The organism is Hymenobacter jeollabukensis (genome assembly GCF_005771675.1).
Lineage (GTDB): Bacteria > Bacteroidota > Bacteroidia > Cytophagales > Hymenobacteraceae > Solirubrum > Solirubrum jeollabukense.
In genome coordinates this window covers 185543-199063 of record NZ_VAJM01000009.1, presented here as the reverse complement: position 1 = coordinate 199063, position 13521 = coordinate 185543, and the positions used below count along the sequence as shown (strand labels likewise).

Here is a 13521-nt window from a genome sequence, read left to right as displayed (position 1 = left end):
AAAGCCCTCGGGGCTGCCTACCTTCGGGACTTCACATTCCCCCTCTTTTCTGCCATGAAAAAACCGTTGCTGCTGGCCGTGCTGGCCGGCGCTACGCTCTCCGCCTCGGCCCAGCAGACGCTCACGCCGGAGCTGCTCTGGAAGCTCGGCCGCCTGGGCGAATACCAGGTGTCGCCCGACCGTAAAACCGTGGCCTTCACCGTCACGCGCTACGATTTGGGCGCCAACCGCGGCAACACCGACATCTACACGGTGCCCGCAGCCGGCGGCGCGGTGAAGCAGCTCACCAGCACCCCGTTCAGCGAAAACACCCTGAACTGGCGCCCCGACGGCAAGCTCACCTTCCTGGCCGACGAAGGCCAGGGTACGCAGCTCTACGCCATGAATGCCGATGGCGCCGGCAAGCAGAAAATCAGCGAGTTTGCGGACGGCAGCCTGTCGAATCTGAAGTATGCCGGCTCGGGCAAGTTCATCCTGTACACCCAGGACGTGAAGGTGCGCAAGTCGCTGCAGGACCTCTACCCCGACCTGCCCAAAGCCGACGCCAAGCTCTACGACGACCTGTTTTACCGCCACTGGACGCAGTGGGAAGACGACAAGGCCTCGCACGTGTTCTTCCAGCCCGTGGGCGAGGATGGCCGCCCGACCGGCTACGGCAAGGACGTGCAGGCCGGTGAAGCCTTCGACGCGCCGGTGCGGCCCCTGGCCGGCTCCGAGCAGCTGGCTTTTTCGCCCGACGGCTACTGGCTGGCCTACACCTCGCGCAAGCTCTCGGGCCGGGCCGAAGCCGTCAGCACCAACTCGGACGTGTACCTCTACTCGGTGCGTGACGGGAAAACCCAGAACCTTTCCGAAGGCCTGGGCGGCTACGACATCGAGCCGGTGTTTTCGCCCGACGGCTCGAAAGTGGCCTGGCTGAGCATGGCCACGCCGGGCTTCGAGTCGGACCGCAACGGCATCATCGTGCACGACCTGAAAACCGGCAAGCACGAGGACGTGACCAAGGGCTCGGAGCTGAGCGCGGGCAACGTGCGCTGGTCGGCCGATGGTAAGACGCTGTACTTCGTGGCCGTGGTGGAGGGTACCGAGCAGCTGTTTTCGATGCCCAGCAAGGGCGGCAAAATCAAGCAGCTCACCCAGGGTCTGCAGAACTACAACAGCTTTGAGCTGGCCGGAACGGACGTGGCCATCTGCAACCGCACCACCATGCAAAGCCCGGCCGAAGTGGTGCGCGTGAACCTCAAGAACGGCCAGGAAACCGCGCTGACCCAGCTCAACCAGGACGTGATGGGCCCGGTGAAGGTGGGCAAGGTGGAAAACCGCCGCGTGACGACCACCGACGGCAAGCAGATGCAGGTGTACGTCATCTATCCGCCCGATTTCGACCCGGCCAAGAAGTACCCGGCGCTGCTTTACTGCCAGGGCGGCCCGCAGAGCCCCATCACCCAGGCCTTCTCGTACCGCTGGAATTTCGCCCTGATGGCCGCGCAGGGCTACATCGTGGTGGCCCCGAACCGCCGCGGCCTGCCCGGCTTCGGGCGCGAGTGGAACGATGCCATCAGCGGCGACTGGGGCGGGCAGCCCATCCGCGACTACCTCTCCGCCATCGACAAAGTGAGCGAGGAGCCCTACGTGGACAAGGACCGGCGCGGCTGCGTGGGCGCTTCGTACGGCGGCTTTTCGGTGTACTATCTGGCGGGCCACCACCAGGGCCGCTTCAAGACCTTCATTGCCCACGCGGGCCTCTACGACCTGGCCAGCTGGTACCCTACCACCGAGGAAATGTTCTTCGCCAACTACGAGTTTAAGGGTGCGCCCTGGGACAAAACGCAGCCCAAGAGCTATCAGGAATTCAGCCCGGCCAACTTCGTGGGCCAGTGGGATACGCCCATCCTGGTCATCCACGGCGGCAAGGACTTCCGGGTGCCCGAGGGCCAGGGCATGGAGGCCTTCGGGGCGGCGCAGCTGCGCGGCATTCCGAGCCGCTTCCTGTACTTCCCCAACGAGGGCCACTGGATTCAGAAGCCGCAGAACTCGGTGCTCTGGAACCGCGTGTTCTTCGACTGGCTGGGTCGCACGCTCAAGCCCGACGGGCAGGCGGCCAAATAAGCCGCTTGAATTTCAGGACAGAAAGCGCCGCAGCTCTTCCAGTTGCGGCGCTTTTGCGTTATTTTAAGCTCCCATTTAATTCAATTCATTATCGTACGTACCTCCACTTTATCGATGGCCGCGCTGCTGCTGAGCAGCCTGTTGGCCGCCCGCGCTGCAGTAGCGCAATCCGTCATTCAAAACGGCGTGGTGATACCCGGTAATCCCCGCCTGCCCCTGGGCTATTATGGCTGGGACCCCATGCGGCGCGTCACCTCCGCCCCCGCTGCGTGGCTGCCCGACGCTACTGCCAACCTCAAACCCGTCGCCCCCTTGCACCCCGAACCCGATACGGCCACGCAACGGGTATTCGCGCGCAACCGGGTTCGGTCGGTGCTGCGCCTGCAACTCGACGACGAGGGAATGGTCCGCGACACGGTGGGATACCAGGAAATCGACCCGCAGGGCCGCTGGACGATGGCCACCACCGGCTCGGCCAACTCACCCAGCCGGCGGCAGTGGGGCTACGACGCGCAGGGCCAGTGCGTGAGCCGCGTCGATGCGCCCACGCAGCGGTGGCCCTTTCTGACCCTTTACTACTTTAACCCGGCTACCCAGCAGGGCGTGCAAAAGGCATTCCTTTCCGATGGCTCCTCGCCTATCCTGGCCGAAACCCACCTCTACCAGCACGGCGACACCACCCTGGCCCAGAGCTGGCACTACCGGCTGACCGTCAACGGCCGACCGTACGGCACCACGGTGCTGCAGCGGGTATATACCTACACCCCGCACCCCGACACTGCCCTGACGCTGCATTGCTATTATTCAGCTAAAGGCCGAGTGCTACGGAGCCAGGCCAGCTACCGCCTCTACCGGCAGGGCCGGCCGATAGAGTACGGGCAGCTCCCAGCGAATGCGCTAACAGGCAACAAGACCCGAAAGCAGGAAGGCGCCCAGGAGCTGCAGCGCATGCTGTCGGCCTTACGCCACGGCCAGCCCCGGCAGGTACACCAGCGTTTTGCCTACGACCGGTGGCGCCGCTTGGTACGGCACGAAACCACCACTACCTCGCCCGAAGGTACCGTGAGTACGACCAGCGTCCGCTTTACCTACAACGTCCTGCACCAGCTAATCGGGCGCGAAGAAAGCGTATCCACGGGCACCCAGGGGCAGCACTACACGGTCTTTTCGTATACCCCAACGGGCCTGCTGGAACGCGAAAACACCAACCGCCATGGCGGCAAAAACACGTTTTACCGTTACCTCTACGCTTACTACGAATAGACCTGGCCGGCCTATGCGGCCACCACGTCCGTCACCTTGCGTAGGTCGTTGCTGACTTTCTGCACGAACTCCAGCTGCTCCAGCAGCAGCCGCTCCTCCCCGACCGGGGCAGGCTTGGCGGCGGCCAGCGGTGCCGGGGCGGTGGACAGCGGCGCCAGCTCCGGTACTTCGTCGGGGCTGAGCTTGCGCAGGCTCTCGGTGAGCAGCATCAACGACTGCCGCACCGGCTTCAGCGCTTCGGCCGGGCGGGCAGGCAAGGCGCCGCCGCGCGCCGCCGAAGCCAGCGTGGCAATGTTCGACGACAAAATCAGGTTCAGCACCACGAACTGGTGCACTTCGGCCTCGTGGCGCTGCTTGCTCTTGGGCTCGGAGAGCATGCGCTGAAACGCCGCCGCCAGGTTGGCCGAACTGATGTACACGTCTTTGCGGGCCAGCTTGTAGTCGGTGAGGCTGAGCGTGCCGCCGGCCAGGCACTCGCCCAGGCGGTGCAGGTAGTAGCGGTTGGCCTGCAGCACGTCGCGCATATAGGTGGTCAGCTGCTCCGACTCCCAGCGCGGAAACAACACGTAGCCGGTGGTCAGGGCAATGGCGCAGCCGATAACCGTGTCGAGCACGCGCTCCTCGATGACGGCCACGTAGCGGATGCCCAGGAAGTGAAACATGATGACCAGGAAGGGCGTCAGGAAGGTGACCATCACCACGTAGTTGAGCCGCTGGAAGCTGTAGGCCGTTATCATGAACACCAGCAGAAAGCCGAACTGCACCATTTCATTCGGCACCAGCCAGATGACCGCCACCCCAATCAGCCCGCCCACCAGGGTACCCGTCACGCGCTGAATGTTGCGCTCCTTGGTCAGGCTGAAGCCGGGCTTGAGCATGTACACCGTGGTCATCACAATCCAGTAGCTGTGGTGCCCGCTCACCAGCAGCCGCGCCACCGCGAAGCCGATGATGGCCGCCACGCTCACCCGCAGCGCGTGCCGAAACGTGGCCGACGACATGGTGAGGTTGCCCAGCAGAATGGCCGGGCTCAGCGACTGGTGCGACACGAAGCGGCTGTAATCGGCCTCGGCGGCGCCGTTGGGCGCGGGGGCGCGGTAGGTCGGGTCGGTTTCGCGGCTGATGTCGGCCAGGCGCTGGTGCAGGTTGCGCAGCTGCACCAGAATCTTGCGCAGCACCAGGTTGGAGCCCGGCTCCTCCTCCCCGATCCGGTCGATGCGGGCCTTAAGCTGCTCTAGCTCGGGCAGCCGGTCGTGGGGCGTGGCCGGGGCGCGGTTGGCCTGAATGGCCAGGCCGATGTGGTCCAGCTCCACGGCCATCACGCGAATCAGCCGGGCCACGTCGGCCAGCACGCCGGTGTGGTTGAAGCGCTGGCGCAGGGCCGCGTAGTCGTAGTAAGTAGCCGTAATCTGTTCGTAGAGGTCCACCGCATCCACGAACGTCAGCACCAGCCGGCGGCCGGTGCCGGTGGTTTCGCGCACGATCATGCGCGACTTGAACAGCAGCTCCCGGGCCGCGTCCTGCTTTTCGCTCACCGTCACCTGCTGCTGCACCAGCTGGCGGTAGTCGCGGTCGAGGCTGGTTTCGGGGTCGTAAAACTCGGCCTTGAGGCGCAAATACTCGGCAATGGCGTGAATGCACTCCCCCAGGGCCCGCTGCGCCGGCCGGTAGGGCCGAATGCGAAAAAACAGCAGACACACCAGCGTGTACCACACCCCGCCCAGCAGCACCAGGCCCGCGTAGCTGGCCAGCTGGGGCATGGTCAGGTCGCGGTCCATGGTCAGGATCATGATGAGCAGCCCGGCCGAGCCGATGGCCCCGGCCCGGGCGCCGTAGACCAGCAGCATGGTGAGGGCGAAGCTGAGCAGCAGGATTTCGCCGCCGAGCACCCACACGTTCAGCCGGGCCACGCCGGTGAGCAGGGCCACCACAAACACCAGCGCGGTGCAAAGCCAGAGGCCGTTGCGCTTGTGCCGTACCGGACCGGGAATGTCCGTCAGGCTGGCGCATACGGCCCCGAGCGACACGGTAAGGCCCAGCTCGAACTGACCGAACTGGGCCATCAGGAGCGTGGGCAGCAGAATGCCGAGCGTGACGCGCAGACCGTCGGCGAAGTCCTGTCCGAAAAAGAAGTATTGAAGGGTGCGTTCGTGTCGGCGCATAAGCGGAGGCGGGCGGCGCGGGCCAGGCCCAAAGCCCAGCCTTAAACGCAACCGCGCCCGAACGTAACCAACGCCCGCCGAAAAACCACCACGGCCGCTCGGCCGTGGCGGTGCTAAGCCAGGTTTTGTGGACCTTATGTAGGACAACAGCCGCTGCCAGGCAGCCCAAAAGTGGCCGCCAAACGCGTGGGGCAGTGCCTCAAGTGCCGCCGGGCGCCGAGCCTAGGAAGCGAAGCGCCCAAAGGAGGCGGGACGGTGACAGTACCGCTCGGCGTCGAGCAGCGTCGACACCACGGGGAGCGGGGCGGCCGTCAGGGCCTGCAGCTCCAGTTGCACGTCGTCGGTCAGGTGGCAGAGTACCAGGCTCATGCCGTGCCGGGCCAGCCGGTCGTGGTAGTAGGCCAGCAGTTCGGCCGCATCGGGCGGCAGGTGATGCAGGTGGCTGCAGTCGACCCACACACTGGATTTGCCGCTGCGGGCGGCGCGGCGCAGGGCATAGTCGAGCGCGTGCTCACGCTCGAAGCTCGGCGGAACGTCGTCGGCCAGGATGAGCAGGTAGCTCTCCGGCAGAATTTCGCGGTAAACCTCCATAATTCGTGGGAGCAGGTGCGAGGATAGGTGTGCGGTGTTAACGGTGGCGGGAAGTCGGGGGCGGTCTGGTCAGATTACCAATCAGCTTGCTTTTATACAAGTCTTTCTTGCTCTGATACCCCTAATATACAACAGCCCTATTATTTCCCGGCATTTTACTGCCTGAATTTTACCGCTTTAGCATCTGCGTCTTATTCAACGCGTTTTCCCGCGCCCAAACAAACCTTAAAAAAAGCCACAACTATTCCTTCAACAATACCCGAGGCTCCCGGCTTGGTAGCGGCTAATGCCCGTCAGACCGCCCACCGTTTCGGAGCGGCGGGCCGAGCGCGGCATCTGGCAGACCGATGCCCGGATGGCAGCGCTGCCTGGCAGGGCTTCTGGCTCCCGCTCCGGCCTCACTTAGTACAGAATATCCTGGATGGGCACGGTCTTCGGCGGCAGCTCGGTTTCGCCCAGCATCTCGCGCAGGTCGATTTCGATGGTGCGGCACAGCGCGGTCATCGGCACGTCGTTCATCTGGTACTCGAAGGGGTTTTCGCTGGTGTGGCCCACCACTTCGATGGTGTTGAACACCCAGCTGGTGAGCACCGAGAAGGGCACGGTAAGCCAGACCATGCCGGGCCCGAGCTGGTCGAACTCGCGCAGCAGGCCCAGGGGCAGCATCAGCGAGAACAGGCACACGAACAGGAAGCTGTAGAAAGCGTACTGGCGCGGGAAGGGCGTGTTTTTGATCCGCTCGCAGCCGCCCTGCAGGTCGAAGAGGCGCTCCAGGGTGCGCATCATGTTCACGTGCTGGAAGTCGTTGAGCAGGCCGCGCTCCTCACGCAGGATGCGCAGCTCGGCGGCTTGGCGGCGCAGCAGATGGGTGGCCGGGTTGGCCCGCTGCCGCATAAACTCCGATTCTTCGGGCTGCAGAAACGGGGCCACGTCGCTGTCCCAGAGGTCGTCGCGCTGCAGCCGCAGCTGCAGGCGCAGGGCATTGCACCAGGCAATGTGGCGGTACAGCAGCCGGTGGTGGCGCTCCGTCAGCTCGCGGGCCGTGGCCTGGGGCCGCACATCCGTCAGCTCGGGCGCATCGACGCGGGAGGTGACAAACTCCAGCGCCTGAATGGCCCAGGTGCGGCTGGTGTTGACGATGCCGCCCCAAATCTGCCGGCCCTCCCAGAACCGGTCGTAGGAGCCGTTGTTTTTGAAGCCGATGTAGAACGCCACGGCCGTGCCCAGCGTGGCCACGGGCTGCCAGGGAATGGAAAAGTGGTTGAAGCCGTGGGTGTAAAACCAGCAGATAACCAGGTTGTAGAGCGTCAGAATGAACACGCTGCGCCAGGCGCTGCGCCAGATGATGCTCCATCGAAGATTTTGGCGGACGTACATGCGGCAAGTTGGTGGCGCCCGGGGCGCCGTGGTTAGCAACGCGCGTTGTACGCAAAACGCCCGGCGCGGGGGCACCGGGCATTGCTAAAGCAGCAGCCGCCGGCTAGCAGGCGCGGCACGCGTTATTGACAGGCAGATGGAGCGTCGTGCGGGTTAGAATCTTTTCTGCACCTCAATGCCCATCAGCTCCATCAGCTTGCTGGCGTTGAACTCGCGGCAGAGGCCGGGCGTGAGGCGGTAATCGAAGCGGATTTCGTCGCCCTCGATGTCGCTGTTGAAGCTGTAGTTGGTCACGAAGCCGGGCAGCTCCTCGGCTAGGTCGCCCAGCTCCAGGTCGTGGGTGCTCACGAGGCCGCTGGCGGGGCGGCGGTGCAGCTGCCGGATGAGGCCGCGGGCGCCGTCGTGCCGGTCGCGGGAGTTGGTGCCCTTCAGGATTTCGTCGAGCAGAAAGAACACCGGCTGGCCGGCGGCCGTCAGGTCGAGCAGCTGGCGCAGGCGCTTGAGCTCGGCATAGAAGGACGACGTGCTTTCGGCCAGGTTGTCCTGGGTGCGCATGGCCGTAAACAGCTGCAGCGGCCCGATGCGCAGCGCCTGGGCGCACACCGGCCCGCCGGCCAGGGCCAGCACGGCATTGACGCCGATGGTGCGCAGGAAAGTGGTTTTGCCCGACATGTTGGAGCCCGTCACCAGCCCGGTGCGGCCCGGGCCCTCGGTGGCGAAGTCGTTGGCCACGCGGCCCGGGCTGAAGATGAGCGGGTGCGCCAGCTGAGTGGCCGCGAAGGTCAGGGGCGCCGCGGTCAGCGCGGGCACGGCCCAGGTGGGGTTGGCGTATTGCACGGCGGCGAGGCTGCCGAGGGCTTCCACTTCGGCCACCACTTCCAGCCAGGGCTCCAGCCGGCCGCCGAGCTGGCGTTTCCAGCGTTCCAGTCGCCACATCCAGAAGAAGTCCCACATCAGCAGGTTGTTGGCGAAGAAGCCGGCCAGGGTGCTCCAGCGCAGCGAGAAATTCTGCGCGATGCCCGCCAGCCGGCCCACGTAGGCCGAGGCCGGGGCGCCGTGGGCCAGCAACACCTGCCGCAGCTCGGCGAGGCGCGGGGCGGCGCATTCGCGCTGCTCCAGGTGGCGCAGCTGGTCGCGGTAGGCGCGCAGCACGTCGTACATATCCATGCAGCGCTCAAACACCTCGTCGCGCTCCTGCCGGAAGCGGTAGTTGACGGCGTACATCAGGAGCACCGGCACGGTGGCCAGCCAGCCCGAGGAGCCCGTCAGCCAGGCGGCAATGCCCAGCACGGCCAGCGGCGGCAGCACCGGCAGCAGGGCCAGCACCCAGCCGCGGCCCTGGTAGAAATCGGGGGCGTGCATCCAGGCCAGGAAAGGGCGCGGGTCATCGGACTGCTTGGGGAACTGCCGGGCGCGGGCCTGCCAGTGCTGCCGCCACGCCACGTCGGCGGCCAGCTCAGCCACGGCGGGCTGACGCTGCTCCAACTCTGGTATGGTGGCCGGAGCCTGCAGCCAGGCGGCCAGGCGGTCCTGGCCCAGGCGCGAGGTGGCCCGGCTAGTCAGCTGAAACAGGGAGTGCGGGCCGAACACGTCGAGGTCGGCGGTGTAGGGGTGCTGGGCGTCCTGGTAGCGCAGGCCGGCGTCGAAGCCGGTGAGTTGGCCGGCCAGGCGGTCCAGCTCTTCCTGGTTGATGAGGCGCAGCAGCTGGCGCTGGCGCAGCTGGTAGCCCACGCGGCCGTGCCAGCGCATCACCAGCATGAAGATGACGTAGGCGCCAATCAGCCAGCCGAAGGCGGCCAGGTTTTCGTCGTGCCGAAACAGCCCCCACGCCCCGCCGGCCCCGGCCAGGAACACGGCCACCCGCAGCCAGCCGATGAGGCTGTGGCGGCCGGCAAAGTGCCGCTCCTCGGCGGCGTAGGTGGCGAGGTTGTCGGTAAAGATGTCCCGCGGCTCGATAGTCAGCGGGCGGATGGTGTTGGCAACGGGCATGGGGCAAAGGAAGCGACTACCGGCCGGATGCCCGCCGGGCGCTAGTCAGCGGCTTGCGGTTCGGGCGCGGCCAGGGGCAGCTCGATGGTGATGGTGGTGCCCAGGCCCGGCTTGGAGCGGATGTCGAGGCGGCCACCGAGCAGGCTCACCCGGTTGCGGATGCCGGTCAGGCCGATGCCGCCGTGCTTGCGGGTGCTGGCTTCCACGTCGAAGCCGGTGCCGTCGTCCTCCACGCTGGCGTGCAGCACCTGGTTTTGCACCTCCACGTAGATAAACGCTTCCCGGGCCTGCGCGTGCTTGATGACGTTGTTGAGCAGCTCCTGCACGATGCGGTACACGGCCGTTTCGAGCAGGCGCGGCAAGGGATGGGGCATCACGCTCACGTTCAGGTGCACGGCCAGGTTTTGCTGCGGAATGCGCTTGCAGATTTCCTCCAGCGCGGTTTTCAGGCCAAAGTCCTCCAGAATGTTCGGCGTCAGCTCGAAGCTGATGGTGCGCGTGGCCTTGATGGCCTCGTTGAGCAGCCCCTGCGCCGCGGTGCGGTGGGCCTCGTCCACGGGCTGGTTGTAGAGGTGCAGCTTGGCCGCGTACAGCAGCTGGCCCACGCCGTTGTGCAGGGCTTCGGCAATGCGCTTCCGCTCGTCTTCCTGAGTGTGCATGATGGCGCTGAGCACCTCCTTCTCGCGCTGCAGCCGGGCCTGGGTGGCGTCCTCCATCAGGCGGTTGCGCTCCGTCACGTTGCGGACAACGCCCAGCGCCCCGGCCACCGCGCCCTGCGCGTCGCGCAGGGGCACAAAGGCCGCATCGAAGAAGCCTTCGCGCCGGCTGAAGGGCACGTTGTAGTAGGTCTGGGTTTCGCCGGCCAGGGTGCGGCGCAGAATGTCGCGGTTGCGCGGGGTATCCACGGCCGGAAACGCCTCGAAAATCGGCTGGTTGAGCACCGTGCTTCGCTCGGCCTGCAGATACTCCTCCATCAGGTAGTTCCACTCCGTCACGCGCAGCTCGGTGTCGAAGGCCATGATGCCCTCCTGGATGTTCGACACCAGGCCCTGCAGAAAGGCCGCGTCGGCCGCCAGCCGGGCGTTGGCCTGGTGGGTTTCGGTCACGTCGAGGCCGAAGAGCACGCCCGTTTGCCTTTCCTCGTCGAAGAAGCCGTAATTCTGGAAGTACAGCTGCTCGTCGCCGCGGCGGGGCGGGGCGCCCACAAACTCCACCGGCTCGCCCGCCATCAGCCGCTTGATGTAGGGCGTCAGCTGGGGCCAGTCCTCAAACACGTTGCGGCCCACCAGGGCGTTGTCGGCCACGCCGAGGCGGCGCAGGCCGGCGCCCGTCACCTGCTCCAGCGTGCCGTCGGCCGCCACGCGCGACAGCACCACCGGAATGGCCGTCAGGATGTGGTCGAGCAGGCGGTTTTTGGCGTTCAGCTCGTCCTGCGCCTGGCGGCGCTCGGTCACGTCGCGCAGCAGGCCGGCCAGGCGCTGGGGCTGGCCGGCTTCGTCGTAGTGCACCTGCCCGCTGGTGGCCACGTGGCGCACCGCGCCATCGGGCCGCACGATGCGGTGCTCCAGCTCGAAGGGCACCCCGTCGCGGATGGTGGTGGTCAGGGCGGCGGTGACGGCGTCGGCGTCGGCCGGGTGCACGGCGCGGCGAATGACGTCGAAGCTCTGGCGGCGCTCGTCGTAGGAGCGCCCGAAAATGGCCTGGGTGCGCGCGTCCCAAAACAGCTCGTCGCTCTCGAAAAGCCACTCGAACACTCCGGTCTGCGACGCTTCCAGGGCCAGGCGCAGGCGCTGCTCACTTTCCCGCAGGCGCAGATTGGCGCGCCGGAACTCGGTGATGTCGCGCACCACGCCGACCACGCGACTGGGCTGGCCGTGGTCGTCGTAGAGGGCCTGCCCACTGATGCGTACGTAGCGCAGCGGCGTCGGCGCCGGGGGCTGCACGCGCACGTGCAGCGAAAAGGCCTGGTGGCTGCGCAGGCCGCGCTCGACCTGCCCGACCACGCCGGGCAGGTCGTCGGGGTGCACCAGCTGGCTCAAGGCGGCGGCGGGAAAGCGGCCGGCGCCGGCCGCGAAGCCAAAGATTTCGGCGGTTCGGGCGTCGAGCACCACCTCTTCCCGGTGCGGCTCCCAGAGGCCCACGCCCATGTTGGCCGCGTTCAGAGCCGTGCGCAGCTGCTCTTCGCTTTCGCGCAGGCGCTGCTCGGCCAGGCGGCTCTCGGTCACGTCGCGCAGCACTCCGCTCATGCGCACGGGTGCGCCGGCCTCTCCCACCATCACCTGACCGTTAGCGTACACGTAGCGCACCGTGCCATCCGGCCACACCACGCGCACTTCCACGTCGAGGGGTGCTTCGCCGCTGGCGGCGCGCTGCAGGGAACTTGCAGCCAGCTCGGCATCGGCGGGGTGCACCATGGCCATCAGCTCCGCGAAAGTCAGCTCGGGGCCTTCGGGCGGCAGGCCGAACATGCGGCGGGCCCGCTCGTCGACGTAGAAGAGCTGGGAGGTGAAATTCCAGATGCCAATGCCCATGTCGGCGGCCCGCACGGCCGTTTTCAGGCGCATCTCGCTTTCCTGCAGCCGCTGGGCAGCCAGCTTTTTGTCGGTCACGTCCTGCACCACGCCGGTCATGTGCAGGGCCTGTCCGGCGGCATCATAGCCCACCTGCCCACTCGATACCACGTAGCGCACCGTGCCATCGGGCCACACCACGCGCTGGTCCATTTCCACCGGCTGGTGCTCCTCGATGGCGCGCTGCAGGGCGGCTTCCACCCGCTCCCGGTCGTCGGGGTGCAGCACCTGCCGGATATCGGGGAAAGTCAGCGGCGGCCCCTCGGCGGGCAGGCCGAACATCTGCCGCGCCCGGGCATCGAAAAACACCTCATCAGTCGTGAAATTCCACTGCGCCACGCCCAGCTCGGCCGCATCCAGGGCCGTGCTGAGACGGGTTTCGCTTTCCTGCAGCTGCCGCGCGGCGCGGCGTCGCGCGGTAATGTCGCGCCAGACGGCGTGCAGCAGCCCTTCGCCCTGCACCCGCACGGGCGTCAGCACGATTTCCTGCCAGATTTCCTCGCCCGTGAAGCGGTGCCGCAGCCACTCGAAGCGGAAAGAGCCCTCGTGCCGGGCAGTGGCCACGTGCTGCCGCAGGCCCTGGGCCGAGGGCACGCCGTCGGGCTGAAACTCGGGGGTGAGCAGCAGCACCGACTGGCCCACCAGCTGCTCGCGCCGGGTCGCCCCGAGCATGGCCAGGGCGGCAGGGTTGCAGTCGAGGAAGACCTCGTCGCGCACGAGCACGGCCGCGTCGGCCGAGTCCTCGAACAGGGCCCGGAATTTCTGCTCGCTCACGACCTGACTTTCAGCGGCCTGGCGGCGGGCGGTATCGTCGGTGAGGGCCAGGCGGCAGCGCGGCTCACCCGCCTCGGGCGGCAGGCGCAGGCCTTCGAGCAGCACGTAGCAGGCGCTGCCATCGGGGCGCCGCAGCTCCAGCTCGCAGCTTTGGCGCTCATCGGTGGCCAGCACCCGCTGCAGAAACGCGTGGAAGGACGCCCGCCCTTCGGGGGCCACGCACTGCGCGAAGGGCGGGCCCGGCGCCGTGCTGCCGCTGAGGCCCAGCAGCTGGGCGGCGCGCAGGCTCAATTGCCGCAGCAGCCCCTGCGCATCGAGGGTACAATAGCCCACGGGCCCGAAATCGTAGAGGTCGGCGTACTGCTCGCGCAGAGCGTCGCGCTCGGCCTGAGCCGTGCGCAGCGCTTCCTGCTGCCGTTTCAGCTCGAGCTGCAGCTCCCGCACCAGCCGGCCCGCGTCGGCGGGCGGGGGGGTAGCAGTGGTCGGGCTCGGGTCGTGGCCATCGACCGGGCGGTGCAACTCCTGCATGCGGTGCCGCGCCGCATCCTGTTCGTCGGGAGTTTGCTCCATAAGGAAAGGGTCGTCGGGAATGGGAACCAAAACGCGGGCGGCAACCGCGGCGGCCGGCTAAATATAAGCTAAGCCCCCGCGAAACCGCCGCCGCCGGCCATACTACCCTGCCCCCG

Annotated in this window: 7 protein-coding genes; 2 read left to right on the top strand and 5 right to left on the bottom strand. The window is 66.8% G+C overall.

What is annotated here, in order from left to right; all coding sequences use genetic code 11:
• The first annotated feature begins 54 nt into the window (after positions 1 to 54).
• On the top strand, positions 55 to 2109 hold the full coding sequence (locus FDY95_RS17705; protein WP_138079819.1) for a S9 family peptidase: 2055 nt from the start codon (positions 55 to 57) through the stop codon (positions 2107 to 2109).
• A 114-nt stretch (positions 2110 to 2223) separates the two neighbouring features.
• Positions 2224 to 3372, top strand: coding sequence for a hypothetical protein (locus FDY95_RS17700; RefSeq protein ID WP_138079818.1), 1149 nt, complete (start codon positions 2224 to 2226; stop codon positions 3370 to 3372).
• Between the two features lie 11 nt (positions 3373 to 3383).
• Here the strand turns inward: FDY95_RS17700 and FDY95_RS17695 are convergent, their stop codons facing one another.
• The 5 genes from FDY95_RS17695 to FDY95_RS17675 form a co-directional block, all read right to left on the bottom strand.
• Entirely contained in the window at positions 3384 to 5534 is a 2151-nt protein-coding gene (locus FDY95_RS17695) for an FUSC family membrane protein (RefSeq protein ID WP_138079817.1), read from the bottom strand.
• Between the two features lie 222 nt (positions 5535 to 5756).
• On the bottom strand, positions 5757 to 6125 hold the full coding sequence (locus tag FDY95_RS17690; protein WP_138079816.1) for a hypothetical protein: 369 nt from the start codon (positions 6123 to 6125) through the stop codon (positions 5757 to 5759).
• A 402-nt stretch (positions 6126 to 6527) separates the two neighbouring features.
• A complete protein-coding gene (locus tag FDY95_RS17685; RefSeq protein WP_138079815.1) occupies positions 6528 to 7502 on the bottom strand; it encodes a bestrophin family protein in 975 nt (324 codons plus the stop codon).
• 153 nt (positions 7503 to 7655) lie between these two features.
• Positions 7656 to 9491, bottom strand: a complete 1836-nt coding sequence (locus FDY95_RS17680) for a MutS-related protein (protein ID WP_138079814.1) — start codon at positions 9489 to 9491, stop codon at positions 7656 to 7658.
• A 41-nt stretch (positions 9492 to 9532) separates the two neighbouring features.
• On the bottom strand, positions 9533 to 13405 hold the full coding sequence (locus FDY95_RS17675; RefSeq protein ID WP_138079813.1) for a sensor histidine kinase: 3873 nt from the start codon (positions 13403 to 13405) through the stop codon (positions 9533 to 9535).
• Between the last annotated feature and the right edge of the window lie 116 nt (positions 13406 to 13521).